At 68.0% G+C, this 26,990-nt stretch carries 24 protein-coding genes and 1 tRNA gene; 9 read left to right on the forward strand and 16 right to left on the reverse strand.

Annotated elements, in window-relative coordinates; genetic code table 11:
* The coding region (locus B5G02_RS06020) for an integrase core domain-containing protein (protein ID WP_143758289.1) at window positions 1-389 on the forward strand (389 nt) is incomplete at its 5' end.
* Here B5G02_RS06020 and B5G02_RS10125 read toward each other — a convergent pair.
* From B5G02_RS10125 to argS, 3 genes are all read right to left on the reverse strand, one after another.
* A complete protein-coding gene (locus B5G02_RS10125) occupies window positions 386-529 on the reverse strand; it encodes a hypothetical protein (RefSeq protein WP_019238336.1) in 144 nt (47 codons plus the stop codon). The genes B5G02_RS06020 and B5G02_RS10125 overlap by 4 nt on opposite strands.
* 119 nt (window positions 530-648) lie before the next feature.
* Window positions 649-1,536 (reverse strand): DegV family protein, encoded by an 888-nt coding sequence (locus B5G02_RS06025; protein ID WP_094335569.1) that lies wholly within the window; start codon window positions 1,534-1,536, stop codon window positions 649-651.
* 249 nt (window positions 1,537-1,785) lie between these two features.
* Entirely contained in the window at window positions 1,786-3,630 is a 1,845-nt protein-coding gene (argS, locus tag B5G02_RS06030) for an arginine--tRNA ligase (protein WP_094335570.1), read from the reverse strand.
* 291 nt (window positions 3,631-3,921) lie between these two features.
* Here argS and B5G02_RS06035 point away from each other — a divergent pair, with 291 nt between their 5' ends.
* From B5G02_RS06035 to B5G02_RS06045, 3 genes are all read left to right on the forward strand, one after another.
* Window positions 3,922-4,425 carry a CarD family transcriptional regulator gene (locus B5G02_RS06035; RefSeq protein WP_094335571.1) on the forward strand — a complete coding sequence of 168 codons (504 nt, stop codon included), beginning with the start codon at window positions 3,922-3,924 and terminating at the stop codon, window positions 4,423-4,425.
* 90 nt (window positions 4,426-4,515) lie between these two features.
* Entirely contained in the window at window positions 4,516-5,106 is a 591-nt protein-coding gene (locus B5G02_RS06040) for a tRNA (cytidine(34)-2'-O)-methyltransferase (RefSeq protein ID WP_094335572.1), read from the forward strand.
* 65 nt (window positions 5,107-5,171) lie between these two features.
* Entirely contained in the window at window positions 5,172-5,786 is a 615-nt protein-coding gene (locus B5G02_RS06045) for an HD family phosphohydrolase (RefSeq protein WP_094335573.1), read from the forward strand.
* Between the two features lie 76 nt (window positions 5,787-5,862).
* Here B5G02_RS06045 and B5G02_RS06050 read toward each other — a convergent pair whose 3' ends face one another.
* The 8 genes from B5G02_RS06050 to treP form a co-directional block, all read right to left on the reverse strand.
* Window positions 5,863-7,137 carry a glutamate-5-semialdehyde dehydrogenase gene (locus B5G02_RS06050; protein WP_094335574.1) on the reverse strand — a complete coding sequence of 425 codons (1,275 nt, stop codon included), beginning with the start codon at window positions 7,135-7,137 and terminating at the stop codon, window positions 5,863-5,865.
* 102 nt (window positions 7,138-7,239) lie between these two features.
* Window positions 7,240-8,352, reverse strand: coding sequence for a glutamate 5-kinase (gene proB / locus B5G02_RS06055; protein WP_094335575.1), 1,113 nt, complete (start codon window positions 8,350-8,352; stop codon window positions 7,240-7,242).
* Window positions 8,353-8,615: 263 nt separating this feature from the next.
* Window positions 8,616-10,130, reverse strand: coding sequence for a nicotinate phosphoribosyltransferase (locus B5G02_RS06060; RefSeq protein WP_094335576.1), 1,515 nt, complete (start codon window positions 10,128-10,130; stop codon window positions 8,616-8,618).
* Window positions 10,131-10,218: 88 nt separating this feature from the next.
* Window positions 10,219-10,626, reverse strand: coding sequence for a hypothetical protein (locus B5G02_RS06065; RefSeq protein ID WP_094335577.1), 408 nt, complete (start codon window positions 10,624-10,626; stop codon window positions 10,219-10,221).
* A gap of 134 nt (window positions 10,627-10,760) precedes the next feature.
* On the reverse strand, window positions 10,761-11,798 hold the full coding sequence (locus tag B5G02_RS06070) for a radical SAM protein (protein WP_094335578.1): 1,038 nt from the start codon (window positions 11,796-11,798) through the stop codon (window positions 10,761-10,763).
* Window positions 11,799-11,883: 85 nt separating this feature from the next.
* Window positions 11,884-11,956 (reverse strand) — tRNA-Ala (locus tag B5G02_RS06075).
* Between the two features lie 94 nt (window positions 11,957-12,050).
* Window positions 12,051-13,805 carry an alpha,alpha-phosphotrehalase gene (locus tag B5G02_RS06080; protein WP_094335579.1) on the reverse strand — a complete coding sequence of 585 codons (1,755 nt, stop codon included), beginning with the start codon at window positions 13,803-13,805 and terminating at the stop codon, window positions 12,051-12,053.
* 87 nt (window positions 13,806-13,892) lie between these two features.
* A complete protein-coding gene (gene treP, locus B5G02_RS06085) occupies window positions 13,893-15,908 on the reverse strand; it encodes a PTS system trehalose-specific EIIBC component (RefSeq protein ID WP_094335580.1) in 2,016 nt (671 codons plus the stop codon).
* 243 nt (window positions 15,909-16,151) lie between these two features.
* Here treP and treR point away from each other — a divergent pair, with 243 nt between their 5' ends.
* From treR to B5G02_RS06105, 4 genes are all read left to right on the forward strand, one after another.
* Complete coding sequence (gene treR, locus B5G02_RS06090; RefSeq protein WP_026088969.1) at window positions 16,152-16,874, forward strand: trehalose operon repressor; 723 nt, start codon at window positions 16,152-16,154, stop codon at window positions 16,872-16,874.
* 680 nt (window positions 16,875-17,554) lie between these two features.
* Window positions 17,555-18,814: a glycosyltransferase family 4 protein gene (locus B5G02_RS06095; protein WP_094335581.1), complete on the forward strand. Its 1,260-nt coding sequence runs from the start codon at window positions 17,555-17,557 to the stop codon at window positions 18,812-18,814.
* 72 nt (window positions 18,815-18,886) lie between these two features.
* Entirely contained in the window at window positions 18,887-19,936 is a 1,050-nt protein-coding gene (trpS, locus tag B5G02_RS06100) for a tryptophan--tRNA ligase (protein WP_094335582.1), read from the forward strand.
* 146 nt (window positions 19,937-20,082) lie between these two features.
* The gene (locus B5G02_RS06105) at window positions 20,083-20,925 is read left to right on the forward strand and encodes an HAD-IIB family hydrolase (protein WP_094335583.1); all 843 of its coding nucleotides are present in this window, start codon (window positions 20,083-20,085) and stop codon (window positions 20,923-20,925) included.
* Window positions 20,926-20,961: 36 nt separating this feature from the next.
* On the opposite strand, the gene B5G02_RS06110 is transcribed toward B5G02_RS06105, so the two are convergent.
* From B5G02_RS06110 to pckA, 4 genes are all read right to left on the reverse strand, one after another.
* The gene (locus B5G02_RS06110) at window positions 20,962-21,192 is read right to left on the reverse strand and encodes a DUF6485 family protein (RefSeq protein WP_094335584.1); all 231 of its coding nucleotides are present in this window, start codon (window positions 21,190-21,192) and stop codon (window positions 20,962-20,964) included.
* 54 nt (window positions 21,193-21,246) lie between these two features.
* The gene (locus tag B5G02_RS06115; RefSeq protein ID WP_019238319.1) at window positions 21,247-21,570 is read right to left on the reverse strand and encodes an MGMT family protein; all 324 of its coding nucleotides are present in this window, start codon (window positions 21,568-21,570) and stop codon (window positions 21,247-21,249) included.
* A gap of 42 nt (window positions 21,571-21,612) precedes the next feature.
* Window positions 21,613-22,341 (reverse strand): B3/B4 domain-containing protein, encoded by a 729-nt coding sequence (locus B5G02_RS06120; RefSeq protein WP_094335585.1) that lies wholly within the window; start codon window positions 22,339-22,341, stop codon window positions 21,613-21,615.
* A 310-nt stretch (window positions 22,342-22,651) separates the two neighbouring features.
* Window positions 22,652-24,238, reverse strand: coding sequence for a phosphoenolpyruvate carboxykinase (ATP) (gene pckA, locus B5G02_RS06125; protein ID WP_026088968.1), 1,587 nt, complete (start codon window positions 24,236-24,238; stop codon window positions 22,652-22,654).
* Window positions 24,239-24,455: 217 nt separating this feature from the next.
* On the opposite strand from pckA, the gene B5G02_RS06130 reads away from it, so the two are divergent.
* Window positions 24,456-25,874 (forward strand): lipopolysaccharide biosynthesis protein, encoded by a 1,419-nt coding sequence (locus tag B5G02_RS06130; protein WP_094335624.1) that lies wholly within the window; start codon window positions 24,456-24,458, stop codon window positions 25,872-25,874.
* Window positions 25,875-26,110: 236 nt separating this feature from the next.
* On the opposite strand, the gene B5G02_RS06135 is transcribed toward B5G02_RS06130, so the two are convergent.
* The gene (locus tag B5G02_RS06135; protein ID WP_094335586.1) at window positions 26,111-26,950 is read right to left on the reverse strand and encodes a metallophosphoesterase; all 840 of its coding nucleotides are present in this window, start codon (window positions 26,948-26,950) and stop codon (window positions 26,111-26,113) included.
* Window positions 26,951-26,990 lie beyond the last annotated feature (40 nt).

Consider the following 26,990-nt stretch of genomic DNA (forward strand, 5'->3'; position numbering starts at 1 on the left):
ACGAGCGGAAGGGCACCTGCTCGGCGTTCATGTCCCGCTGCCTCGCCTTCTTCGCGGGGCTCGGGGTCGCGGTCGAGCGCGTGATGACCGACAACGGCCCGGGGTACCACAGCCGCGAGTTCAACGCGCTCCTGGCGTCCGAGGGGGTCCGCCACCCCTGCACGCGCCCCTACAGCCCCTGGCAGAACGGCAAGGTCGAGCGGATGAACCGGACGCTCGCGCAGGAGTGGCAGTACGGCAGGGCGTGGGACAGCGAGGCGGGCAGGGCCGAGGCCCTGCCCGCCTTCATCGAGCGCTACAATTGGGACCGTCCGCACAGCGCGTGCGGGGGCCTGCCGCCCATGTCGCGCATCGTCGGCGTAAACAACCTATTGGCACACAACACTTAGCGCGCGCTATGCTTGCCGCCGCCGCGCTTGGAGCGCGACGCGCGGCCCTTGATGGCGGTCACGATGAAGTACACCGCGGCGACCGCGGCGATCACGCCGAGAATGATGAGAAACGGCTGCAGGACATCTGCTGCACCCATGAGGCATCGACCTTCCAAACGCGCGGGCTTCGTAATGACAGCGTATCAGAAACGCGGTGCGGCTGCGAACGCGAGCAGCGCCCCACAGAACGGATGGAACACGACCCGCCGCGCATCCCCTAGTCCACGCGCTTGTCGCCCATGAAGAAGAGGGCGACGGTCCCCGGACCGGTGTGCGAACCGATGACCGTGCCGATGTCGTTGATGACGACCTTGCCCTTGAGCGCCGGGATGCGCTCCCCGATGAGGCGCGCCACCTCCTCGGCGTCCTCGCGGCAGGCGGACTGCGAGATGCTGCACTTGCCCGTGTAGCCCGCGCCACCGTCGACGTGCTCCATCATGCGGTTCACGAGCTCGACGATGGCCTTCTTCTTCGTGCGGATCTTCTCGCGCGGGATGAGCTTGCCCTCGTAGTCGACGTTCATGACCGGGCAGATCTTGAGCGCGGTAGCGATGAGCGCGCTCGTGGCGGAGACGCGGCCGCCGCGCTTCAGGCAGTCGAGGTCGGAGACGAAGAACCAGTGGTTCATGTTGAGCTTGTTGTCCTCCGCCCAGGCGCACGCCTCCTCGAAGGACGCACCGCCATCGCGCAGGTCGGCGAGGTAGTCCATGAGCAGGCCGTAGCCCGACGAGGCGGCGAGCGAGTCGACGACGCATACCGTGCGCTCGGGGTACTTCTCCTTGAGGCCCTGCGCGGCGATGACGGCGGAGTTGTACGTACCCGAGATGCCGCTCGAGAGCGTGAGGTGCAGCACGTCATGCCCTGCCGCGAGCTCCGGCTCCCAGAACTCCGTGTACTCGCCGACGCTCACCTGCGAGGTCTTCGACATCGATCCCGCCTTGAGCGCGCCGAAGAACTCCTCGGGCGAGACGGACTGGTAGAGGTCGTCCTCGTGCACGACGCCATCGAGCTCATAGTGGAAGTACACGACGCGGATGTCGCGCGCGTCGAAGAACGACTTCGGGTAGTCTGCGGTAGATTCGCAGGTCAGAACATAGGTGGGCATGTCATCTCCTTGCGTTGTGAACACAGCGCCCCGCTCCGGGGCGACGCCATCGAATCAGACATGTGCCATTGTCCCACAAATCGGGTGAGGGGTGCACGCGAGCTTTCATCGCACAGGGATTTGTAACGGGGGCGCGACCCACCAAAAAGGGGCACCCCGGAGGCTCCCCTGAACGGCGCACGAGCACGTGGCTCGAACCGTTGCAGGAAACCCCGGGATGCCCCCGAAGGCTTGAGACCGGCGCGTCCCTTACATCTGCGTCGGAGCGGAGACGCCCACGAGCGACAGGCACAGCGCGATCACCGAGCGCACGGCGTCGCAGGCGCCGAGGCGCGCGCGGACGAGCGCCGGGTCGACCGGATGGCCCTCGCTCGGCAGCACCTGGCAGGCGGCGTAGAAGCTATGGAACGCGGAGGCGAGCTCCTCCACGTAGTGCGTGATGCGGAACGGCGCGCGGTCGCGGGCGGCGCCGGCGATGAGGTCCTGCAGCTCGGAGAGCTTGCGGGAAAGCGCGAGCTCGGTGGGGTCGGTGAGCAGCGAGTAGTCCACGTCGCCGTAGATGGCCTTCACCGCGACGTTCTCCATGCCCATGAGGTCGGCCTGCTCGGGCGTGACGCCGGCGGCCTTGCGCAGGATGGAGCAGATGCGCGCGTGCGCGTACTGCACGTAGAACACGGGGTTGTCGGCCGTCTTCTCCTTGACCTTCTCGATGTCGAAGTCGATGGTCTGGTTGGAGGAGCGGCTCACGAGCGTGTAGCGGGTCGCGTCGGCGCCCACCTCGTCGATGAGCTCACGGAACGTGATCATCGTGCCCTTGCGCTTGGACATGCGGACCGGCTTGCCGTTGCGCAGCAGGTTCACGAACTGGCCGAGCGGCACCTCGAACTGCCCGGGGTAGCCCAGGGCGTCGCAGACGGCCTTCACGCGGGCGATGTAGCCGTGGTGGTCGGCGCCCCAGATGTCGAGCACGAGGTCGACGCGCTGGAACTTGTTCCAGTGGTAGGCGATGTCGCTCGAGAAGTAGGTGTAGTCGCCGTTGGACTTCTGGATGACACGGTCCTTGTCGTCGCCGAACTCCGTGGACTTGAACCAGAGCGCGCCGTCATCGGTGCGGTAGAGGTAGCCCATGTCGTCGAGCTTCTTGTAGGCGCGCTCCACCGGGCTGGTGCCCGTCCAGTCCTTCTGGTACATGGTGCGCTCGCTCATCCACACGTCGAAGTCGCAGCGCACGTCGTGGCAGGTGTCGCGCATGTCCTTGAGCATCTTCTGGTAGCCGCGCTCGCGGAAGCTGAGCATGCGCTCCTCGGGATCGGCGTTCACCCACTTGTCGCCGTCGCTCTTCCAGAAGGCAGCGGCCTCGTCGATGATGTAGGTGCCGCCGTAGGAGTCCTTGCCCAGATCGGCCGTGAACTCGTCCATGTAGGGGTGGCTGTCGGGATGCTCGTCCAGCTCGTCCTGCACGTAGTTGTCGCGGTCCTTAGCCAAAAGGTCGCGGGCGGTGTCGATGTCCACGCCCTGCTTCTCGATGATGTCGGCGAGCTGCATGTAGCGCTTCGAGATGGAGTTGCCGAACGTGTTCATCTGGTTGCCGTAGTCGTTGATCCAGAACTCGCGCTCGATGTCATAGCCGGCGTGCTCCATGACGCGGCACATGGAGTCGCCGAGCGCGGCCCAGCGGCCATGGCCCACGTGCATGGGGCCCACGGGGTTGGCGGACACGAACTCGACCTGGGTCTTCACACCGCCGCCCACGTTGGAGCGGGCGAAATCCATCCCCTGCTCGCGCGCCTCGGCGAACACGGAGTTCTTAGCCGCGGTGGACAGGTAGAAGTTGATGAAACCGGGGCCCGCGATCTCGACGCGCTCGACGACGTCGCTCTCGGGCAGGTACTTCACGACGGCCTCGGCGATCGCGCGCGGCGCCTGGTGGGCGAGCTTGGCGGACTTGAGCGCCATGGTGGACGTCCACTCGCCGTGAGAGGTATCGGCCGGTCGCTCGACGCCGCAATCCTCCAGCTCGAATGCGGGCAGGTCGCCGGCCTCCTGGGCGGCAGCGAGCGCAGCGCGGACCAGCTCTTCGATCTTCTCGGGCATGAACGTTCCTCCTTGCTTCTGCTACAGCCGGAGCCATACCCGGCCCCAGCGCATACATGGGGCATACTTTAGCACACCGCAGCTCATTATGGGCAAAAAAGCAGCATGTCATCGGCCACGCGCGGCACCCCATGTCAAATTACCCCAGGGGTATTTTTACATCGCGGCGCGGCGGCGCGCGGAGACGTCCCAAGACGTTCCCAATTGTGGGCTTGATATGGGCTTTTTCATCATATGCCCACGTAAACGTGGTAATGTAGAAAGATGGCCAGCTTATGAGACGGAGGAAGCATGTTTAGCATCGGAGAGCACGTCATCCACCCCGGTCAGGGCGTCTGCACCGTTACCGGCATCGACGAGGACGCACCCACGCCCATGATCATCTTGGAGTGCAAGCAGGGGCATGCCAAGACGCGCATGCAGTACCCGCTCGCGCAATCCGACCGCCTGCACCCCACCGTCTCGCGCGAAGAGGCCGAGAACCTCATCGAGCACTACGACGCCATCGAATGCGACACGTTCACTGAGCGCAACAGCTCGCTCGAGGAATCCTATTTCAAGAAGCTCATCAAGGAGGGCGCGCCGGCGACGGTCCGGGTCGCCAAGACCATGCGCTACCGCATCCGCGACGCCGAGCGGCACGCCAAGAAGCCGAGTAGCTACTACACGCGCGTGCTCAAGGAGGCGCACCGCCGCTCGGTGGAGGAGCTCGCCGTGGCCCTCGACTGCTCCGAGGAGGACGTCGAAGAGCGGCTCTCCGTGGTGGAATCGGCCTTCGAGGCGAGCGTGAACTAGCGTTACGGAGCGCGATCGCCCGCGCGGGGCCCGAATGGTACCCTTACCATCGACCTAGCAACGACGTCGGGAGCGAATCGGGAGCCGTGCATGCTGAACCTCGTCCTCTTGGAACCGGAAATCCCGGCGAACACCGGGAACATCGGCCGCACCTGCGTGGTCACCGGCACGCGGTTGCACCTCATCCGCCCTTTGGGCTTCTCGCTCGACGACCGGGCACTCGCGCGGGCGGGGCTCGGCTACTGGCCGAACCTCGACGTGCGCCTCTATGAGGGCTGGGAAGGCTTCCTCGCCGCGAACGGGCTCTCCCCCGCCGCGCCCGAGCCGCGCCTGCACCTCCTCACCAAGAAGGCGCGCTGCCTCTACACCGAGGCGCGCTACCGCGACGGCGACTTCATCGTCCTCGGCAAGGAGAGCGCGGGGCTCCCGGAGGAGCTGCTCGCGCGCTACGCCGCATGCTGCGAGCGCATCCCCATGCTCGAGGACCGCGCCTCGCTCGCCAACCGCGACGACTGGAAGCACCCCGCTGGCGAGGACACCGAGCACGCGGCGCTCCGCGCCCAGGACATCTGCGGGAACTTCATCGACCCGAACGACTACCGCATCAGCGCGCTCAACCTCTCGAACGCCGCGGCGGTGGCGCTCTACGAGGCGCTCCGGCAAACCGGCTTCACCGGGTAGCGCGCACGGGCGCGCGGCGCGAGTATACTGTGGCCAGTACGGACCGACGCATGAAGGGACATGCCATGGCAGAGCAGCTTTCCGCGGGGCTCACGCGCGACGAGGCGTTCGCGCTCCTGTGCGAGCACAACAAGGACCCGTTCCACATCGAGCACGGCGAGACGGTCGAGCAGACCATGCGCTACTTCGCCCGCGAATTCGATCCCGAGAACGAGGAGTTCTGGGGCATCGTGGGGCTCCTGCACGACCTCGATTGGGAGGAGCATGCGGACGACCCCATGAACCACACCATCTACGCCGCGAAGGACATCGAGGCGGCGGGTGGCACGCCAGAGCTCATCCGCGCCATCCAGACGCACACGAGCGACTTCAACACCGCGCTCCCGCGCCCCGAGCTCCAGATGGAGAAGGTCCTCTTCGCCACCGAGGAGCTCACCGGGCTCATCGGCGCGGCGATCGTGATGCGCCCGAGCAAGAGCGTCATGGATTTCAACGTGAAATCGCTCAAGAAGAAGTTCAAGGACAAGCGCTTCGCCGCCGGCGTGAACCGCGACGTGATCCGCTCGGGCGCCGAGATGCTCGGCTGGGACCTGGACGAGCTCTTCGCCCGCACCATCGAGGCCATGCAGAGCTTCGCCCCCGACCGCGATACCTTCGGGAAGGACGAGCCGGAGGCGTAACACCAAGCCGGTGCCGTCGGCGCGCTTGCCTGCCGACGGCACCGACTGTGATTCGGACGAGCCTCGCCCGCGCGGGTTAGGGGCGCACCTGACCGGTGCCGCGGATCTCGTACTTGTAGGTGGTGAGCGCCTCGGCGGCGAAGGGGCCGCGCGCGTGGAGCTTCTGCGTTGAGATGCCGATCTCTGCCCCCAGGCCGAACTCCCCGCCGTCCGTGAAGCGGGTGCTCGCGTTGGTGTAGACGGCCGCGGCGTCGACCTCGGCGAGGAAGCGCTCGCACGCGGCCTCGTCGCGCGCGATGATCGCCTCGGAATGGTGCGTGCCGTACCGGTTGATGTGCGCGATCGCCTCGTCGAGACCGTCCACCACCTTGACGGAGATGTCCATCGAGAGGTACTCGCGGCCCCAGTCGTCCTCGGTCGCGTCGACGAAGTTGATGATGTCCGCGTACTGGCGCGTCTCGTCGTCGCCGTGCACGGTCACGCCCGCCTGGTCGAGCTCGGTGAGCATGCCGGGGAGGAACGAAGCGGCGATCGCGCGGTCCACGAGCAGCGACTCGCAGGCGTTGCACACGCCCACGCGCTGGGTCTTCGCGTTCATGACGATGGCGCGCGCCTGGGCGAAATCCGCGGTCTCATGCACATAGATATGGCAGTTGCCCGTACCGGTCTCGATGACGGGCACGGTGGCCTCGCGCACGCAGCGTTCGATGAGGCCGGCGCCGCCGCGCGGGATAAGCACGTCGACCGTGCCGCGCAGCCCCATGAGGGCGGCGGTGGCGGCGCGGTCGGTCGTCTCGATGAAGGCGACCGCCTCGCGCGGGAATCCGCACGACGCCACCGCGTCGGCGAGCACGCGGGCGATGGCCGAGCACGAGTTCAGTGCGAGCGACCCGCCGCGCAGGATGCAGGCGTTGCCCGTGCGGACGCAGATGCCCGCGGCGTCGGCCGTCACGTTCGGCCGCGCCTCGTAGACCATGGCGACGAGCCCGAGCGGAACCGAGACGCGCGTGAGGTCGAGACCGCAGTCGATGGTGCGGTGCTCGAGCACGCGCCCCACCGGGTCGGGCAGCTCGGCGAGGCGATCGAGGCCGGCTGCCATGTCCTCGATGCGCTCCGGGGTGAGCAGGAGCCTGTCGAGGAGCCCCTCGCTCGTGCCGGCAGCCTCCGCGGCGCGCATGTCCTCGGCGTTCGCTGCGAGGATCTGGGGCGCTGCGGCGCGCAGAGCGTCGGCCATGGCGCGCACCGCTTTCTGGCGCTCCGCATTGCTCGCGCGCCCGAGGGGGACGGATGCCGCCTTCGCCGCGCGCGCAAGCTCGATCACATACTGCTGGACGGTCTGGCTCTCTCGCATCGGTTCCTCCCCTGCGTTCGAAATCGTCCCCCTATGGTACCTGAATCCGCGACGGGCCGATACGCGCGAGGGCGCCGAAACACTGCGGCCACGCACGTGCGCCTACGCGAACACAATCATGTTGTCGCGGTGGATAGCCGGTCGTTCGGACAGGGCGCGCAGCAGGTGGTTGCCGGCGAGCTCTTCCTGGCGGCGGCCGCGCGCGAGCTCGAGCTCGTCGGAATCCGCCTCGGCGATGCCGCGCGCGATGGTGAACCCGCTCTCGTCGTGCACGTCGAGCACGTCGCCCGCGCGGAAGCTCCCCTCCACGGCCGTGATGCCCACGGGCAGAAGCGACGAGCCGCCCTCCACGAGCGCGTGCGCCGCGCCCGCGTCGATCGTCAGCGCGCCGTGCACGGCGTCGCCGAGCGCGATCCAGAGCTTGCGCGGCGTGATGTCCGCCGGCTCGCGCGCAGGCAAGAACCGCGTGCCCACGGCCTCGCCGCGCGCGAGGGAAACGAGCGCGTCCGGCGCCTCGCCGCTCGCGATGACGCTCGGGATGCCCGCCGTCATGAGGATGCGCGAAGCGCGGAGCTTGGTGATCATGCCGCCCGTGCCCACGGAGCTCGAGGAATCCCCGCCCGCGGCGAGGATCTTCGCATCGATGCGGTCGACCTCCGGGATGAAGCGCGCCGCGGGGTCTTCTGAGGGGTTCGCCGTGTAGAGACCGTCGATGTCGGAGAGCGTGACGCACAGGTCCGCCCCCACCAGGCAGCTCACGAGGGCGGCGAGCGTGTCGTTGTCGCCGAAGCGGATCTCGTCGACCGCGACCGTGTCGTTCTCGTTCACCACAGGCACCACGCCGAGCTCGATGAGGCGCCGGAGCGCGTCGCGCGCGTGCAGGTACGACGAGCGGCTCGCGGTGTCGCTGCGCGTGAGGAGCACGAGCGAGGTGATGAGGCCGCGGCGGCGGAATTCCTCATCATAGGCGGCGGAGAGCTCGCACTGCCCCACCGAGGCGCATGCCTGCAGGCTCGGCATGTCGGTCGGCCGCTGCTCGAAGCCGAGCGCCGGGGCGCCGCAGGCGATGGCGCCGGAGCTCACCACGACGAGCCCCCACCCCATATCGCGCAGCTCCGCGGCCTGGCGCGCGAGGTCGGCGAGGAAGGGGCGGCGCACGCCGGCGCCGGGGCGCGCGATGGTGCTCGAGCCGATCTTCACTACCATCGTCTTCACGGGAAACTCCTTCGGTACATCGGTGCAGAACAGGGCGCGGGCGCGGCGAGGCGCCCGCGGAGCACGCTCACGGGGCGATTGCAGGGGCCGCCGGGAACCAGAATCGTCGAAACGAACGGTTTATGGGCACCCCTGGAAGTAGCACAAGAGTACGCCATCACAAAAGCGCAGGTAACGAGGTTGCCGCTTCGCCGGCTACTCGGACACCCCCTCAAAAACCGCTCGTTTCGCGCAAAACGGGAACGCGGCGACGCGTTGGGGCGCTACTTCGGCGCCTTCCAGGGCATGGGCGACGCGGCGGCGTTCATGCGCTCGCGCACGAGCTCGTCGCGGACGCGCGCCAGGCCCGCCTCCATGCCCACGATGTAGGACTGCGGGTACAGGAAGCGCTTGTACTCCGGGTCGAGCGCCGCGAGCGCCGAGGCGCAGCGCTCGCGCGCGGCCGTGAGCGGCTCGCGCGGCGCCACGGCATGGCCGTCGCGCACCACGGGCTCGAGGAGCTCGCGGTACTCCATGCCGGCCACGCTCGTCACGAGCGCCGCGTCGTTCACAGCGACGAGCGTCGTCCCGCGCGCGTCGCCCGCGCCCTCGACGTAGGCCTCGTCGTAGATCATGTCGCACACGGGGCTGCCCGCGTCGTCGAAGTAGCGGCGCACCTGCTGCACGCCGGGGATGGTGCGCTTGTAGGGCTGCTCGGAGAGCTTCATCACGGGCGTCCAGGCCGCGTCACCGGGGTCGCGGCGCGCCGCGAGCTTGTAGACGCCGCCAAGCGCGGGCTGGTCGTAGCAGGTCGCGAGCTTGGTGCCCACACCGAAGGAATCGATGGGCGCGCCCTGGTCGAGCAGGCTCTGGATGGTGTACTCGTCGAGGTCGTTCGAGACCACGATCTTCACGTACTCGAGCCCCTCCTCGTCGAAGCGGCCGCGCACGTACTTCGAGAGCCGCGCGAGGTCGCCGGAGTCGATGCGGATGCCCGCGAGCCGCTCGCCGCGCGCCTCCATCTCGTGCGCGACCGTGATAGCGTTCTCCACGCCCTCGCGCACGTCGTAGGTGTCGATGAGCAGCGTGCAGTTGTTGGGGCTCGTGGCGGCGAAGGCGCGGAACGCCTCGAGCTCCGTCTCGAAGCTCATGACCCAGCTGTGCGCGTGCGTGCCGGAGACGGGGATGCCGTACTTGCGCCCGGCGAGCACGTTCGAGGTCGAGGCGCAGCCCGCCACGTAGCTCGCGCGCGCCACGGCCATGCCGCCGTCCGGCCCCTGGGCGCGGCGCAAGCCGAACTCAGCCACGGGGCGGCCCTTCGCGGCGCCCACCACGCGCGCCGTCTTCGTGGCGACGAGCGTCTGGAAATTGATGGTGTTGAGCAGCGCCGTCTCGAGCATCTGGCACTCGAGGGCGGGGCCCATCACGCGCACCATGGGCTCGCGCGCGAAGACGAGCTCGCCCTCGGGCACGGCGTCGATGTCCACGTGCATGCGGAAGTCGCGCAGGTACTCGAGGAACCCGGGCTTGAAGAGCGCGCCGCCCGCCGGCGCCTTGAGGGATGCGAGGTAGTCGATGTCCTCGGAGGTGAAGCGCGTGTTCTCCACGAGGTCGGCGAGCTCGGCGGTGCCGCACATCACGGCGTAGGCGCTGCCGAAGGGATGGTCGCGGTAGAACGCCGTGAAGCAGTCGCGCTCCTCGAGCTTGCCGTGCTCCCAAAGGCCCTGCGCCATCGTGAGCTCGTAGAGGTCGGTGAGCAGCGCGACGTCTGTGGGACGGGACGGATCGGTTAGTGCCATGGCGATCGACTTCCTCTCAGATAGTCAGCGATGCGCGAGCGCGGGGCGGCACCTGCCGCGTCCGGAACCCGCGCGCAGCGGCCATGCCCTAGAGCATGCCGAGGTTGTTGAGCACGACGTAGGCTCCTGCCGCGAGCGCGGCGATAAGGCAGAGCGCGATGAGGATCTTCTGCGCCGGGGGCATCGCGGGGATGCCGTCGTCGTCCTCGCCCTGCGAGAGCACCATGCGCTGGCCGAAGGTCTCGGGCTTGGCGGGCTCGGGGCGCGATGCGGCCGGCGCGGGCTGCTGTGGGACGGCCTTGGGCGCGGGCGCAGCCTTGGGGGCGGGAGCCGGCTGCGCAGTCTGAGCCGCGGCGGGCTTCGCCGCGCGCGCCGCCTCCTGCTCCGCGCGGAGCGCCTCGAGCTCGGCGCGCTCGCGGCGGGCCTTCTCGGCACGCAGCGCCTCGAGCTCGGCACGCTCGTCGTCGGACAAGGGGGTATCTTGCTGGTCTGCCATGCGCGAACCTTTCTTCGCCGTTGCTGCGTGTCAGTATACCCGCAATCCGCGCGGAGGGGCGGGCGCGCTGGGCGTCGAAACAGTGCGGGCGCCACAGGATGCGCACGCAACCGCATCGAGTCGCGCGGAGGCGCTCAGCCGGCGGCCGAATCGCGCGCGCCTGCCGGCGCGAGCACGCCCGTCGTGTCAAAGGCGGGCGTGAAGCTCTCGTCGACGGCGCCGCCCTCCTGCCAGAACATCTGCGTGAACCCCAGGTCGTCGGCGTGGTCGAGCACCTGCTCGTACTCATCGCCCGTCACGGCGCGCGCGAGCTCACCGCCCGCCGCACGCATCACGGCGTTGGGCGTGTACTGATTCATGACCGAGATGGGCACGTCGCCCGCGATGCGCCAGATGGCATCGAGCACGCGGCACGAGTCGTCCGCGTGCCCCGGCAGCACGAGGTGGCGCACGATGATCCCGCGCGTCCAGGTGCCGTCCGCGCGCTCCGCCGCCCCGCCGCGCCGCTCGAGCTGCCGGCACATCTCGGCGAGCGCCGCCGCCGCGACCTCAGGATAGTCCGGCACGTGCGAGAGCGCGCGCCCCAGTCCCGCGTCGGCGTACTTGAAATCGGTGAGCCAGATGTCCACGAGGTCGCCGAGGGCACGGACGGCCTCGACGCGCTCGTAGCCGCTCGTGTTGTAGACGATGGGGATGGAAAGGCCGCGCGAGCGCGCGTCGGCGAGCGCCCCGGGCAGCAGGTGCGCGTAGTGCGTCGCGGTGACGAGGTTGATGTTGAGCGCGCCTTGATCCTGCAGTTCGAGCATGATCTGCGCGAGGCGCTCGGGCGGCACCTCGATGCCGAAGTTGCCGGTCGAGATCTCGTGATTCTGGCAGTAGACACACTTGAGGGGGCAGCCGCTGAAAAAGATGGTGCCCGACCCCGCCTCGCCCGAGATGGGCGGCTCCTCCCAGAAATGCAGAGCCGCCCGCGCGAGGCGCAGGCCCGCGCCCGCGCCGCAGACGCCGCGCTCCCCCGCCGCGCGGGCCGCGCCGCAGCGCCGGGGGCAGAGCGCGCACGCGGCGAGTGCCCCGGCGCCGAACAGGCCGTCCCCTGTATCGGCGGGTACGCCGTCCAAACTCGCGGCATCCGCCCCGAGCCCGTCCGTGCGCGCCGCGCGCTGTGCATCCATTGCCACCCCTCACCCGGCGGCCCCGCGCGCCGACGTCGATAGGTAAGAAAAAAGCCCGCCGAGGCGGGCTTCATGCTTGTGTGGGTGGAGACGAAGGGAATCGAACCCTCGGCCTCTGCCATGCGACGGCAGCGCTCTCCCAGCTGAGCTACGTCCCCAAGCGAGTGTCTATTTTAGCAACTCCACGCCGCGTGTCAACGCCCAATCGCGAATAAAATCCAACCGCCGCGCCGGCCGCCGCGCGGCGGCACCTCACGCCTCCGCGAAGACGGCGCACTCGAACGGCCGCAAGATCGCCACGTGCGCCGCCGCGTCTACCCAGGTGCCCTCGTAGTTGCCCAAAAGCTTCTCCATGGCGCTCACGTCGATGGGCGAACCCGAGCGCCCGTGCAGCTCGAACTCGCACGGCGCGTCGTCGAACGAGCACAGCACGACGAGGCGCCGCGGCCCCCGCGTGCCCGCGCCCGCCGCGTCGCCATCGAGCACGCGCTCGTAGGCGATGACCTTCGGCGCGCGCGGCCCCGCGTCCACGAAGCGCACCGCGCCCTCGCTCACCACGGGCAGCTCCTTGCGCAGGCGGATGAGCGCCCGGTAGAACTCGAGCATCGAGCCCGGGACGCCGCGCTCGGCCTCCACGTTCACGAGCGGGTAGTTCGGCGCGACCTTGATCCAGGGCTCCCCCGTCGTGAAGCCGGCGTGGGGCGCCGCGCTCCACTGCATGGGCGTGCGCGCGTCGTCGCGCGAGCGCTCGTTCACGATCCGCAGCGCCTCGGCCGGGCTCTTGCCGCGCTCGAGCATGATCTCGTAGTAGTTGCGGCTCTCCACGTCGTCGAAGTCCTCGATCGAGGTGTAGCCGGGGTTCGTCATGCCGATCTCCTCGCCCTGGTAGATATAGGGCGTGCCCTGCATGAGGTGCGTGCACACGGCGAGCATCTTACCCACCTTCTCCCAGCTGCTGCCCGCCTGCCCGGCGCCGCCGCGGCCGCCGAAGCGCGAGATGGCGCGCGGCTGGTCGTGGTTGTTCCAGAACAGGGCGTTCCAGCCGCCGCCCTCCTGCATGCGCTCCTGCCAGGTGGAGAAGAGCTCGCGCAACCGCGCGATGTCCGGGTCCATGAGCTCCCACTTGTCACCGCCGCGGTAATCGACCTTGAGGTGGTGGAAGTTGAACGCCATGTCGAGCTCGTGGTTCTCCGGGCGCGTGTAGCCCACGCAGGCGTCGAGGGTGGTCGAGGCCATCTCGCCCACGGTGAGCATGCCCTCGATCCCCGCATCGCGCACGAGCCCCTGCAGGTACTCGTGGATGTGCGGGCCGTCGGCGATGAGCGCGCGGCCGGTGCCGTGCGCGTCGTCCTCGAACACGTCGGGCTTGGAGATGAGGTTCACCACGTCGAAGCGGAAGCCGGCCACGCCGCGGTCGCGCCAGAAGCGCACCACGTCCGCCATCTCGCGACGCACCTCGGGGTTCGTCCAGTCGAGGTCGGGCTGGCTCACGTCGTGCATGTGCAGGTACCACTTGCCCAGGCGCGGCTCCCACTGCCACATGCTGCCGCCGAAGATGGACGTCCAGTTCGTGGGCGGCTCGCCGAGGTCGCCCGGGCCGGTCGAACCGCGCCCGTCGCGCAGTATGTAGTAGCGCTGGTACCGCTCGTCGCCCTCGAGCGCCCGCTGGAACCATTCGTGCTGGTCGGAGGTGTGGCAGAGCACCATGTCGAGCATGATGCCCATCCCGCGCGAGCGCGCCTCGCGCACGAGCTCGTCGAAGTCGTCCATCGTGCCGAAGACCGGGTCGACGGCGCGGTAATCCGAGATGTCGTAGCCGTTGTCGCGCTGCGGCGAGGGGAAGAACGGCGTGATCCAGATGTAGTCCACGCCGAGGTACTTGAGGTAGTCGAGCTTCGACGTGATCCCGGGCAGGTCGCCGATGCCGTCCCCGTTGCTATCGCAGAAGCTGCGGATGTAGACCTGGTAGACCGCGATCTTGCCGAGCTCGCGCTCGATCTCCGTCATGATGCCTCCCTCTCTGGGCTCGCGCCCGAAACGCGCGAGGCGGGCGACCCGCTCGAGCCGCCCACCGCGCGCTGCGTATACCGAATCCTAGGCCTTGAAATCCACCACGGCCGTCTCGCCGGCGACGGCGTCCGTGCCCGCGGCGAACGAGATGTCGCGCGCCTGCCCGGGCGCGGAGACCACGAAGGCGGTCACCGTGGGATGCCCTGCGGCGCGGATCTTGTCCTGGTCGAAGGAAAGGAGCCGCTGCCCCGCCTGCACGTGGTCGCCCTGCGCCACGTAGCAGGTGAAGCCGTCGCCGCCCATGTCCACCGTGTCGATGCCCACGTGGATGAGGAGCTCCATGCCGTTGGCGAGGCGCAGGCCCACGGCGTGATTCGAGGCGGGCATGGTTACGGCCACCTCGGCGTCCGCCGGCGCCACGACCTCGCAGGCGTCCGCGGCGGGCTCGATGCACAGGCCGTCGCCCATGCACTTGCTGCTGAACACCGGGTCGGGCATCTCGTCGATGGGCTTCACCGTGCCGGAGAGCGGAGCGACGAGCGAGCCAGGGACGGCCGGGGCGGCATCCGCCGCGGGGGCGTCCGCGGTCACCTCGACCATGACCGTCGCGCCGCCGCCCGCGGCGGGAGCACCCGCGACCGCGAGCCCGCGCTCGGAGGCCGTGAGCTGCTTGCCGCCGACGATGAGCGTGAGCACGAAGGGCACCACGATGGCGATGAGCATGCACGCCGCGAAGATCAGCCAGTAGTCGAAGCGGATGGAGAGGATGCCCGGGATGCCGCCGACGCCGATGGAGAGCGCCTTCACGCCGAAGCCGGTGCAGACCATCGCCGCGAGGGCGGAGCCGATCATGCCGCACACGAGCGGGAACTTGTACTTGAGGTTCACGCCGAAGAGCGCGGGCTCGGTGACGCCGAGGTAGCACGAGATGCACGCGGGGATGTTCACCTGCTGGGCGCGGTCGTTCTTCTTCTGGAGCACCGTCATGGCGAGCACGGCGGAGCCCTGCGCGATGTTCGACAGCGCGATCATGGGCCAGAGCGTGGTGTACTCGTAGATGCTCACCATCTGGGAGTCGATGGCGTTCGTCATGTGGTGCAGGCCGGTCATGACGAGCGGAGCGTAGAGCAGGCCGAAGAGCGCGGCGAACAGCACGCGGAAGTTCGAGTCGAGGCCCCACTGCACGGCGTTGGCGATGGCGTCGCCGATCGCCCAGCCGATGGGCCCGACCACGAGGTGGGCGATGAACACGGCCGGCACGAGCGACATGAACGGCACGACGATCATGCGCACCACCTCGGGCGTGATGCGCGTGAAGAACTTCTCGAGCCCCACGAGCACGAAGGCGGCCATGAGCGAGGCGATGACCTGGCCCTGGTAGCCGGTGCCGAGGAACGAGTAGAACCCGAAGTCATAGGTGTGCGCGGCGATGTCCTCGGGCGAGGCGGTGGCCACGGAGAAGCCGTTCAGGAGCTGCGGCGAGACGAGCGTGAGGCCGAGCACGATGCCCAAGATGGGCGTCGTGCCCATCTTGCGCGTCACCGACCAGCAGATGCCCACGGGCAGCATGTGGAAGACGGCCTCGCCGATGATCCACAGGAAGTTGTACATGGCGTTCCAGAACGTCCACATGTCGGCGATGGACTTCGTGCCGTGCTCGAGGTCGAACACGCCGCCATCGGTGAAGAAGTTCACCTCGCCGATGATGTTGCGGAAGCCCAGGATGAGGCCGCCGCAGATGAGCGCCGGGATGAGCGGGGCGAAGATCTCGCCCAGGATGCCCATGATGCGCTGCGCCGGGTTCTGGTTCGCGCCCGCCGCGGCCTTCGCCGCCTCCTTCGAGACGCCCTCGATACCCGAGATCTTCGTGAACTCCTGGTAGAAGTCCGCGACGTCGTTGCCGATGATGACCTGGAACTGCCCCGCCTGCGTGAACGTGCCCTTGGCGCTCGGGAGCTCCTCGATGGCCTTGACGTCGGCCTTGCCCTCGTCCACGAGCACGAACCGCATGCGCGTCATGCAGTGCGTGACGGCGGAGATGTTCTCCTTGCCGCCCACGAGGTCGAGGAGCTTGCCAGCGTCCTCCGTGTACTTCGCCATGCCCCGCTTCCTTCCTCTCGACCGATTCGCTCGGTCCCCAACTTATTCAAATAAGCAAGCTGAGTATCGCAAACTTATTTAAATAAGTTGTCGGAAATGAAGGAGCTCCCGGCGAGCGGTCGATACGCGCCGCCGAACGGTCGGCCTGCGCCGTGTTTCACATCTTATTCAAATAAGTTACACTTACAAGGAGCGCGGCGGAGGCGCATGCCGCGCGCGGAGCGCGACGAGAGGAGCGGACCTGTGAAGGCGCGATACGACACCATCTACCGGGACATGCTCGACAGCATCGAGGACGGCTCGTACCCCTACCAGAGCCTCCTGCCCTCGGAGAGCGCGCTCACCCAGGCCTTCGGCTGCTCGCACAACACCATCCGCCGCGCGATCGCGCTGCTCAAGGAGCGCGGCTACGTGCAGCCCATCCACGGCAAGGGCGTGCGCGTGATCTGGCGCCCGCGCGAGCGCGCCACGTTCGAGGTGGGCGGCATCGAGAGCTTCCGCGAGACCGTCGAGCGCAACCACCTCGAGGCCAAAACCAAGGTCACGGACCTCGCCGGCATCGTCGCCGATGAAGCGCTCTCCGAGCTGACCGGCCACCCCCTCGGCGCGCGCCTCGTCACGGTCGAGCGCGTGCGCGTGCTGAACGGCCGGGCGCTCATCCTCGACCGGAGCTATTTCCTCGCCGACGCCGTGCCCGGCCTCACCGCGGAGGTGGCGGAACGCTCCATCTACGACTACCTCGAGGGGGAGCTCGGCACGGTGATCGAGACGAGCAAGCGCACCATCACGGTCGAGCGCGCGACCGCGCACGATGCGGAGCTCCTCGACATCGAGGGCGTCGACTACCTCGCCGTCATGCGGAGCCAGACGTTCGACAGCCAAGGCACCATGTTCGAGTACACCGAGTCCCGGCATCGCCCGGACACGTTCTGCTTCCACGACACCGCCACGCGCAGCCGGCTCTGAGGCGGCGCGCGGACAGCGGGTGGCACGGCGCGCGAACACGGCGCCGACCGTGGTACATGTTAGGCGTTGCGCAGAGGGTAAGCGGCCGATCGCACCTGCGGCGATGCGCGGCCCGAAGGGCGTTGCGCGCTTGGCGTGCGCCCTCGCGCCCATCATACCCGGCACACGGGAGATGTCAAGACTGGTAATCGGTGGACGGCGCGATAAGATAAGAGGTGTTCCGCACCCTGCGGATCAACTGGGTGAACCGTCACGTTTTTTTAGGGAGCCCACACAGTCGAGCCTAGTACAGGCATCCTTCGTTGTTAAGGAAGCTGGAGGGGCCGATGAGGGCACCCACCTTGTAGAGGTGGGTTCATTTTCGAGAAGCAGGGTGCGGTTTTTTCTTGCCTCGATCCCAACATGATACAAAGGTGTCGGTGATAAAAAGGTGTCAGTCACCTTTTTATCACTGGTCGTGGGCACGCGGCGGCCGACACGGCGAGAGTGATAAAAAGGTGACTGACACCTTTTTATCACCCGCTGCGGGTAGGTGCCGGCCGGCAAGGTGGGCATCCGATGGCAACCCGCGTTTTATCTCCCGCCGCACGCGAGGCGCTGCGTTTTTTCGGTATCATGGTGCGAGTCGCGGCGCCCGAAGGAGGCGCTGCCGTACCCGTACGGATGGTATCTTTCGACCGATGGATTCGCTCGTTCCCTACATATGCGTCGCCGCCGCCGCGTTCACGACGACGTTTCTGCTCGTCCCCGTGGTGAAGCGCCTGGCGGTTCGCCTCGATGCCGTGGACTACCCCTCGAAGCGCCGCATCAACACGGTGCCCATACCGCGCATGGGCGGCCTCGCGGTCTTCGCGGGACTCGTCGCCGCCCTCGTGGTGCAAGTCGTCGGCACCTGGGAATGGGGCTGGCCGTCCGCGCTCATCTCGCATCCGAGCCTGAACCTCGACTACAGGCTGCTCGCGCTCTCGTTCTGCACGATCGTGGCGACGGGCGCCATCGACGACGTGGTGTCGCTCACGCCGCGCGCGAAGCTCGCCGGCCAGGTGCTCGCGGCCGTGCTCGCCGCGGCGGGCGGCCTCACCATCGGCGCCATCTCGAACCCCGTGGGGCCGGGCAACCTCGACCTCGGATGGTTCGCCTACCCCATCACCGTGGTCTACCTCGTCGCGTACACGAACATCATCAACCTCATCGACGGGCTCGACGGGCTCGCCGCGGGCATCACCGCCATCGCGAGCATCGCGATGTTCGGCCTCGCCTTCCTCGCCGGCCGCACGGACGCCGCGGCGCTCTCCATGGCGCTCTTCGGCGGCTGCCTCGCCTTCTTGCGCTACAACTTCCATCCCGCGAGCATCTTCCTCGGCGACTCGGGGTCGCTGCTGCTCGGCTTCGCCCTCGGCACGGTGTCGCTCCTCTCCGTGAACCGCACCGCCGCGCTCACCTCGCTCATCATCCCCCTCATCGTGGCCGGCGTGCCCATCCTCGACACGCTCGCCGCCATCATCCGCCGCAAACGCGCCCACGTGAGCATCGGCCAGGCGGACAAGGGCCATATCCAGCACCGCCTCATCCAGGAGGGCTACGACCAGCGCCAGGCGGTGCTGCTCATCTACGCCTGGTGCATCCTGCTCGCCGTGGGCGCGACGCTCATCAACCAGGTGCGGATGGAGCTCCGCATCCTCATCTTCCTCGTGCTGCTCGGCGGCTCGACCATCTTCGCGATGCGCCTGCACCTCTTCGAGCCGGTGCTGCGCCACCACTACAACCCCAAGACGCACCAGGACGAGATCGTCACGCCCGAGGACCCCGCCTTCACCGAGGAGCAGCGGGCCGAGGAGCGCGAGCGCGCGGCCCGGCGCGACCAGCGCCGCGAATCCGTGCAGCACCTCGAGGGCAGGTTGCGCGATAATACCAACGACCACAGCAAGAAGAGGAAGTAGACGGGTCGGTGCCGGCGCGCCCGCGCGACGCGGCCGAACCGCCCCGTCCCGATGGCACGCGAAAGGTGAACCATGCCGAACGAACGCAGCTACGAGACCGCGCTTGCGCGCAGCAACGAGATCCGCGCCGACCTGCCGCAGCATCCGGAGCACTACACCATGCTCACGGGCGACCGCCCCACCGGGCGGCTGCACCTGGGGCACTACTTCGGCACGATCAAGGGCCGCGTCGAGCTGCAGGACATGGGCGTGAACACGAGCATCCTCATCGCGGACTACCAGGTCATCACCGACCGCGACACCACCGAGCACATCCAGGACAACGTCTACAACATGGTCATGGACTACCTCGCCTGCGGCGTCGACCCGGATAAGACCATGATCTACGCGCACTCCGCCGTGCCCGCCGCGAACCAGCTCATGCTGCCGTTCCTCTCGCTCGTCTCCGAGGCGGAGCTGCAGCGCAACCCCACGGTGAAGGCTGAGATGGAGGCGAGCGGGCACGAGCTCACGGGCCTTCTGCTCACCTACCCCGTGCACCAGGCCTGCGACATCCTGTTCTGCAAGGGCAACGTGGTGCCCGTGGGCCGCGACCAGCTGCCGCACATCGAGCTCACGCGCCTCATCGCGCGCAAGTTCAACAACCGCTACGGCAAGGTGTTCCCCGAGGTGGACGCCCTGCTCTCCGACACGCCGCTGCTGCCCGGCCTCGACGGCCGCAAGATGAGCAAGAGCTACGGCAACGCCATCTCGATCTCCATGACGCCCGAGGAGACGGCGAAGCGCATCAAGAAGAGCCAGACCGACTCCGAGCGCATGATCACCTTCGACCCCGAGAACCGCCCCGGCGTCTCCGGCCTGCTCTCCACCGCGGCCATCTGCACCGGCCTCGACCCCGAGGAGATCGCCGCCGAGATCGGCATGGGGGGCTCCGGCGCGCTCAAGACGTACGTGACCGAGGCGGTGAACGGCTACTTCGAGCCCATCCGCGAGCGGCGCCACGCCTTCGAGAACGACCTCGATTACGTGAAGGACGTGCTCCACGAGGGCAACCGCCGCGCGAACGAGATCGCGGAGGCCACGCTCGCCGAGGTGCGCGAGGCCATGGGGATGGTGTACTAGAAAAGCCCGCGCCGCCCGCCGGCCATCGGCCATTTCCTCCCCCACTTCAGACAGTCCTCGCTCGCTGCGCTCGCTGCGGAACTCGTGGTGGAGGAAATGGCCGATGGTCGACGACGTCACTCAGCTCAAAGATGGGGGAATGAAAGATGTACAAGGTCGTTGCTTCGGATATGGATGAGACGTTCCTCGACGGGCAGCACCAGATCCCCGCGCCGAACCTCGGGGCGCTTGCGCGCATGCGCGAGCTCGGGGTGCTCTTCGTGCCGAGCTCCGGTCGCCCCTACCAGTCCATCATGGCCAACTTCGCCGACATCGACCAGGGGCTCATGCAGGGCACCTACGTCATCTCGTACAACGGCGCGTTCATCAACCGCTACGGCGACCCCGAGCCGCTCATGCGCACGCTCATCGACCGCGCGTCGCTCGAATGGCTCTACGCCTGGGCGGTCGAGCACCGCCAGGCCGTCCACGTCTACACCGCGAGCGGCACCACCTACACGCAGTTCCTCCCGCCCGAGGAAGAGGAGTACGTGCAGGGCATCGCCGGCGTCGTGCGCGTGGACGATTCCATACACGACCTCTCCTTCGCCGCGGGCGAGGAGCTCGTGAAGATCATCTTCATGGACACGGATTTCTCGAAGTGCAAGCGCATCGGGGAGGAGCTCGAGCCGAAGCTCGACCCGGCGCTCGTCGACATCACGTATTCCTCAAACCGCTACGTCGAGTTCGTCCCCGCCGGCGTCAACAAGGGCACCGGCCTCAAGCACCTGGCCGAGCTCCTGGGCATCTCCATCGCGGAGACCATCGGCGTGGGCGACGCGGCGAACGACCTCGAGATGATCCAGGCGGCGGGCCTCGGCGTGGGCGTGGCGAACATCACCGACGACGTGCGGCCCTATTGCGGGCTCGTGCTCGACACGCACGGCGAGGACGGCGCCTTCCCCGAGCTCGTGGCGCGCGTGCTGGAACCCGAGCACGCCGCGGCTTAGGGGCGTACCCGCGCGCAGCGGAATCCTCGCCGCCGCTTACGCCTCGTCCTCCGCGAGGCGGGCGCGCACGTGCTCGGCGAAGCCCCGGTACGTCCAATCCTGCTCGTCGCCCGGCTTGAGGTCGAGCGAGACGTCCCGGAAGAAGCAGGTCGGGATCTCGTGCTGGCTCAGGCACTTGGCGATGCACGGCGTGCAGCCGCGATCGTGGTTGGTCGGGTGGTTGGGGCACGCGTGATCGGTGCAGGTGCAGAACGCGACACTCAGCATGGGCTCTCCTCGCAACGGGTGACGGGGCGCCTCGCGCGCCCCAAGGTCTCCCCGTTATTCTACGCCTGCCGGCCAGCGGCAGGCGCGCAGATCCACATGCCCCTCGTCGCGGAAGGCGACGCCCTCGTCCTCGAGCAGGCGCCGCTGCTCCCCCGGGCCGCCGAAGGCGAAGCCGGGAGCCAGGGCGCCGTCCGCGAACACCACGCGATGGCACGGGATCTCGCCCGGGCGCGGGTTCGCATGGAGGGCGTAGCCCACGTAGCGCGCCGCGCGCGGCCGTCCCGCGAGCGCGGCGACCTGGCCGTACGTGGCCACCATGCCCGCGGGGATCTGCTCGACGACGTCGTAGACCCGCGCGAAGAACCCGTCCTGCCCCATAACGCCTCCCGCCGCTTCCGCGTGTGTGCCGGCCTCGGTGCCTTACGCCGAGATGACGGCGGAGCGCGCATCGAAGGTGATGAGCTCCTTCACCGTGATGGTCGCGCCCAGGTAGCGCTCCACGAGGCTCGCGAGCTCGTCGATGGCCGCCTGGCAGTCCTCCACCCGCTCCGGCTCCACGCACTCGATGATGAGGAACGCGTTCTTCGACGTGTCCGTGAGCGCCGTGCGCACGCCGTCGCGCCAGTTCCAGCAGCGGCACACCGCGCCGGCATCGTCGCGATAGCACAGCTCGCCGGGGAGTGTGGGGTCGTCGTGCTCGTTCTCGCCGAGCGGCAGGAAGGCGTCGTCGCCCTCGGTGATGCCCAGGCGCAGGTCGCCCGCGAACGCATCGATGTCCTCGCCGCCCACGGGCAGGGCGTACTTGAGCGAGACCGCGTTGTAGATGTCCACCGACGGCGTGATGTGGCCCACCGGGTTGCCCTTGAGCACGCGCTTGAGCAGGTTCTCGATGGAGCAGCGCGCGCCCTTCTTCGTCTTGAACTTGCGATACGCCTCGCGCCAGGCCTTCACGGGCGCGTTCTCGGAGATCGTGTTGCTCGTGATGTGGCGCTCGGCGAGCACGTTGGCGCGGTCGAGCAGGCGCTCGATCTCGGCCGCGTCCTCCGCGGGCACCTCGTCGGCGGGCTTCATGCCCTCGGCCACCACGATGCCGATCGCGGCGTCGGGAAAGAGCTGCCAGAACGAATCCTCGGTGATGAACTGCTTCATGACGTCATCCCTTCCGTGCGCGCCGCCCAGGGCGCGCGGTCGGCGCCGCCCCATGCGGGCGGCAAAGAAACGCAGAACGCGTGCCCGCCGACCATCTTCAATGCCCTACGATGTCGGCCCGCACGCGCCCGCGCCGCCCCATCCGGGGATGGGGCGCATATGTCGGTGAGTATGATACCAGCGGCGTTGCCGAGCGTCAAAGACACGGGGCGGCAGCTGCGCGCAGCCACCGCCCCGAACATGGCATGGGATAGATAAGTCCCTCACCCGAGAAAAGGGGTTGGAAGGAACACGTCCCCAATCAACCCATTTAGCGCTCGCGGGTCATGCTCTTGAGGTCGACGCCCGGATAGCGCTTCTCGAAGTTCTCCTTGAACTTCGCCGCGAGGTCCGCCGCGGCCTTGTCATAGGCCTCGGGATCGTCCCAGGTGCCGCGCGGGTCGAGGAGCTCGCGCGGGACGCCGGGACAGTCGACGGGCACGTCGACATCGAACACGTCGTTGTGGCGGTAGCCCGCGATGTCGAGCGAACCGTCCTGCGCCGCCTTCACGAGGGCGCGCGTGTGGTAGAGCGCGATGCGGTGGCCGATGCCGTACGGGCCGCCCGTCCAGCCAGTGTTCACCAGGTAGACGCGGGTGTCGTTCTGCGTGATCTTCTCGCCCAGCAGGTAGGCGTAGACCATGTGGTCGAGCGGCATGAACGGCTCGCCGAAGAGCGCGGAGAACGTGGGCTGCGGCTCCTTGACGCCGAGCTCCGTGCCGGCGACCTTGGCGGTGTAGCCCGTGAGGAAGTGGAACATGGCCTGCTCGCGCGAGAGGCGCGAGATGGGGGGCAGTACGCCGTAGGCGTCGGCCGTGAGGAAGAGCACCACGCTCGGCACCTCGCCGGTGCCGGACTCGACGACGCGCTCGATGTGGTCGAGCGGGTAGGCGGCGCGGCCGTTCTCGGTGATGGAGCTATCGGAGTAGATGGCGGCGCGCGTCTTGCGGTCGAGCTTCACGTTCTCGCTCACGCTGCCAAAGCGGATGGCGTCGAAGATGTCGGGCTCGCGCTCGCGCGTGAGGTCGATGGTCTTGGCGTAGCAGCCGCCCTCGATGTTGAAGACGCCGCGCGGGCTCCAGCCGTGCTCGTCGTCGCCGATGAGCAGGCGCGCCGGGTCGGCCGAGAGCGTGGTCTTGCCCGTGCCGGAGAGGCCGAACAGGATGCACGTCTTGCCCGTGGCGGGGTCGACGTTGGCGCTGCAGTGCATGGGCAGCACGCCGTCCTCGATGGGCAGGAGGTAGTTCATCATCGTGAAGATGGCCTTCTTGATCTCGCCGCAGTACCCGGTGCCGGCGACGACGATCTGCTTGCGGTTCATGTCGAGGATCACGGCCGCGGGCTCGAGGCCGTCGCGGTCGCGCGAGCACACATAGGTGGGGGCGGCGAAGACGGTGATGTCCGGGCGGCCGAAGACCTCGAGCTCGTCCTTCGAGGGGCGCACGAGCATGTTCTGGATGAAGAGCGCCTGATGCGCGCGCTCGCACACGACCATGACCTTGCGCGCGTACTGGCGGTCCGCGCCCGCGTAGCCGCGGATGACGAACAGGTGGCGGCGCTGGGACATGTAGCGCGTCACGTTCTTGCGCACGCGCTTGTAGGTGGCCTCGTCGATGGGCTTGTTCGTCTTGCTGTTCCAGTTCACCTGCTCATCGGCCTCGCCCGCATCCACGATGTAGCGGTTCTCGGGGCTGCGGCCCGTGAAGGCGCCCGTGGAGACGGAGAGCGACCCCGTCGAGGTCAGGTACGCCTCATGGTGCGACACGGAGTGCTCGATGAGCTTCGCCGGGCACCAGTCCACGTGCACACGGTCGAAATCGCAGTTGATTCCGTTCTCCAAGAGTATGGTTTCGATCATGCGCTCCACACCTTTCCTTACGCGGGCACGTGTCTCGAGCGACAAGGCGCGCACCCTCGATTGCAACCGATATCGTGACGTGAGGGGGAACAGGGTTCGTTCACGCAATTCCTTCCGCATCTGATTATAATGAACGTTCACTTCGAACGCTATGCCGGGGTCGCCAAGCGGCTCCAGTCAAGCTGATGGGAGCATCGTGCCTGCAAATCCCTTGGATATCCTCAGGGGCAAGCTCGCCGCGCGGCGCAGCGCGGAGCCGTCGCGCCCCGCGAGCGCCCGGAGCCGCCGCGCGCGCCAGCCCTTCCTCGCGCGCATCGTGAACCAGTGGTGGACCCGCCTGCTCAATGCCATCTACCAGGGATCGCTCAGCGATCAGGAGGAGGAATACGAGTCGCACAGCGCCACGCGCGACTACGTGTGGAACACGATCGGCACCACCGTCTGGGGCATGTCGCTGCCGATCCTCTCCATCGTGGCGTCGCAGCTCGCCGGCGCGGAGCAGGCGGGCATGTTCTCGATGGCGTTCGCCACCGGCATGCTGCTCATGTACGCCGCGAACTACGGCGTGCGCAACTTCCAGGTCTCGGACATCGACGAGACGCACGCGTTCTCGTCCTACCAGATCCAGCGCTGGTCCTCGACGGCCATGGCCCTCGTGCTCGGCATCCTGTACTGCACGATCCGCGACTACCAGCCCTACATGGCCACGATCTGTTTCGGCGTGTACCTCTTCAAGCTTGTGGACGGCGCCGCCGACGTGTACGAGGGGCGCCTGCAGCAGGCCGACAAGCTCTACCTCGCGGGCATCTCGCAGACGATCCGCTCCGTCGCCGTGTTCCTCGTGTTTACGGTGCTCCTGTTCGTGATGCGCGACATCGCCGTCGCATCGGTGGGCATGGGCATCGCCGCCGTCGCGTCGCTCGTGCTCGTGACGATCCCGCTCGCCCTACTCGAGACCGAGAAGTCCCGGCACTGGCGCTTCGAAGAGGTCATCGACCTCTTCCGCCAGTGCTTCCCGCTCTTCGCGGCGCTCTTCCTGTTCAACCTCATCGAGACCATGCCGAAGCTCGTGATGGAGGGCGCGCTGCCCTACGACAACCAGCTCTACTTCAACGCCCTCTACTTCCCCTCGCAGAGCATTCAGATCATCATCGGCTTCATCTACAAGCCCCAGCTCGTGCGGCTCTCGAACATCTGGGCGAACCCCCGCAAGCGCCGCCGCTTCGACCTCATCATCCTCGCCGTGATGGCCGTCATCGTCGCGGTGACGGCGGGCGTGGGCGTGTTCATGGCCACGATCGGCATCCCGCTCACGGGCTTCCTGTACGGCGTGGACTTCGAGCAGTTCCGCTTCCTGTGCTACCTCATGGTCGTGGCGGGCGGCGTCATCGCCGCGATCGACTTCCTCTACGCCATCGTGACGGTGCTGCGCCGCCAGGGCGAGGTCATGCGCCTCTACCTCGTGGCCTTCGCGGCGGTGACGCTCAGCTCGCTCGTGCTCGTGAACCTCATCGGCCTCGCCGGCGCCGTGGTGAGCTACCTCGCGTCGATGACGCTTCTGCTCGCGCTGCTCGTGTGGGAGTACATCCGCATTCGCCAGGCCATCCGCCGCGAGCGGAACCCGTTTTTGAGCTAAGGGGCGGACGAGGGGGCTGCGGCCGACGCGATGCCTTGGCCGGGGTTCCGGTGTTCCCCTCCGGCTTCAAACAGTCCTCGCTCGCTGCGCTCGCTGCGGAACTCGCCGGCGAGGAACACCGGAACCCCGGCACGACCGTCACGGGGCAGCGGCCAGCGCTCGGCGGCTTAGCTCGAAACAAGTTCCAGATTGTAGTTTGCCTGCACCGTGTCCTTGGGCTGCAACGTTTTTTGAACCTATTCGCCGTCTTTGATGGCGGCGTACCAGGTGGCGCCGTCGTCGAGGCGCACGATGCCCACGCGGCCGCGCGGCGCGCCCGCCGCCGCCGAGCAGTCGATGTCGATGCGGTCGGCGACGCCGCCGGTCTCCGCGCAGGCGCCCACGGGCACCACGCAGCCGCGGCCCTCAGCATCGACGCCCACGTCCTCGTCGAGGCCCGCGTAGCGCGCGAGCACGATCGAGGGGGTGTGGCCCGCCACGACCACCGGGCCCGTGCCGTCCTCGCCCACGAGCCATGTGGGGTGCATCCAGAACGCCTTGCGCGTCCAGAGCAAGGTCTCGGGGTCTTGCCGCGCGAGCATCTTGAGCAGGTCGTCGCGCGTCGCCTCGGCGGCACCGCGCCCGCCGCTCACGTCGATGCCCGACGTGGCGAGGAAGCCGCGCGCCTCGAGCGCGTCGATGCCCGCGTGCACCAGGATGTAGCGCCGGCTCTCCGTGTCGACCACCTCATAGAGCGGCAGCGCCGCCACCCACCCCACGAGCTCGGCGAGCTCGTCCTTGTCGAGCGCGTCGAGGCCGAGCGCCGTGGCCACGCCGCCGTTGAGCGCCCAGGTGAAGTTGTCCATCTCGCCCGTGCCCATGAGGATGTCGACGAGCATGCGCTCATGGTTGCCCATGAGAACGCGCGCGTTCGGCAGCGAGCGCACGAGCTGGATGACGCCGAGCGGGTCCGGCCCGCGGTCGACCATGTCGCCGAGCACATAGATGGAGTCGTCATCGCCGGGAGAGGCGAGCGCGAGCGCCTCGTCGAGCGCCGCCTTGTGGCCATGGACATCGGAAAGCACGTAGATCGCCATGTTGCCGCCCCTTTCCCCGGTACGCGCGACGACCGAGCGC

Origin of the sequence: [Collinsella] massiliensis (assembly GCF_002161605.1) — a bacterium.
Taxonomy (GTDB): Bacteria; Actinomycetota; Coriobacteriia; order Coriobacteriales; family Coriobacteriaceae; genus Enorma.

What these genes read in the sequence shown, in the direction of transcription:
- B5G02_RS10125 (WP_019238336.1), bottom strand. Translation starts at nt 529, where the DNA reads ATGGGTGCAGCAGATGTCCTGCAGCCGTTTCTCATCATTCTCGGCGTG.
- B5G02_RS06025 (WP_094335569.1), bottom strand. Translation starts at nt 1,536, where the DNA reads ATGCCCACCTATGTTCTGACCTGCGAATCTACCGCAGACTACCCGAAG.
- argS (WP_094335570.1), bottom strand. Translation starts at nt 3,630, where the DNA reads ATGCCCGAGAAGATCGAAGAGCTGGTCCGCGCTGCGCTCGCTGCCGCC.
- B5G02_RS06035 (WP_094335571.1), top strand. Translation starts at nt 3,922, where the DNA reads ATGTTTAGCATCGGAGAGCACGTCATCCACCCCGGTCAGGGCGTCTGC.
- B5G02_RS06040 (WP_094335572.1), top strand. Translation starts at nt 4,516, where the DNA reads ATGCTGAACCTCGTCCTCTTGGAACCGGAAATCCCGGCGAACACCGGG.
- B5G02_RS06045 (WP_094335573.1), top strand. Translation starts at nt 5,172, where the DNA reads ATGGCAGAGCAGCTTTCCGCGGGGCTCACGCGCGACGAGGCGTTCGCG.
- B5G02_RS06050 (WP_094335574.1), bottom strand. Translation starts at nt 7,137, where the DNA reads ATGCGAGAGAGCCAGACCGTCCAGCAGTATGTGATCGAGCTTGCGCGC.
- B5G02_RS06060 (WP_094335576.1), bottom strand. Translation starts at nt 10,130, where the DNA reads ATGGCACTAACCGATCCGTCCCGTCCCACAGACGTCGCGCTGCTCACC.
- B5G02_RS06065 (WP_094335577.1), bottom strand. Translation starts at nt 10,626, where the DNA reads ATGGCAGACCAGCAAGATACCCCCTTGTCCGACGACGAGCGTGCCGAG.
- B5G02_RS06070 (WP_094335578.1), bottom strand. Translation starts at nt 11,798, where the DNA reads ATGGATGCACAGCGCGCGGCGCGCACGGACGGGCTCGGGGCGGATGCC.
- B5G02_RS06080 (WP_094335579.1), bottom strand. Translation starts at nt 13,805, where the DNA reads ATGACGGAGATCGAGCGCGAGCTCGGCAAGATCGCGGTCTACCAGGTC.
- treP (WP_094335580.1), bottom strand. Translation starts at nt 15,908, where the DNA reads ATGGCGAAGTACACGGAGGACGCTGGCAAGCTCCTCGACCTCGTGGGC.
- B5G02_RS06095 (WP_094335581.1), top strand. Translation starts at nt 17,555, where the DNA reads ATGGATTCGCTCGTTCCCTACATATGCGTCGCCGCCGCCGCGTTCACG.
- trpS (WP_094335582.1), top strand. Translation starts at nt 18,887, where the DNA reads ATGCCGAACGAACGCAGCTACGAGACCGCGCTTGCGCGCAGCAACGAG.
- B5G02_RS06105 (WP_094335583.1), top strand. Translation starts at nt 20,083, where the DNA reads ATGTACAAGGTCGTTGCTTCGGATATGGATGAGACGTTCCTCGACGGG.
- B5G02_RS06110 (WP_094335584.1), bottom strand. Translation starts at nt 21,192, where the DNA reads ATGCTGAGTGTCGCGTTCTGCACCTGCACCGATCACGCGTGCCCCAAC.
- B5G02_RS06115 (WP_019238319.1), bottom strand. Translation starts at nt 21,570, where the DNA reads ATGGGGCAGGACGGGTTCTTCGCGCGGGTCTACGACGTCGTCGAGCAG.
- B5G02_RS06120 (WP_094335585.1), bottom strand. Translation starts at nt 22,341, where the DNA reads ATGAAGCAGTTCATCACCGAGGATTCGTTCTGGCAGCTCTTTCCCGAC.
- pckA (WP_026088968.1), bottom strand. Translation starts at nt 24,238, where the DNA reads ATGATCGAAACCATACTCTTGGAGAACGGAATCAACTGCGATTTCGAC.
- B5G02_RS06135 (WP_094335586.1), bottom strand. Translation starts at nt 26,950, where the DNA reads ATGGCGATCTACGTGCTTTCCGATGTCCATGGCCACAAGGCGGCGCTC.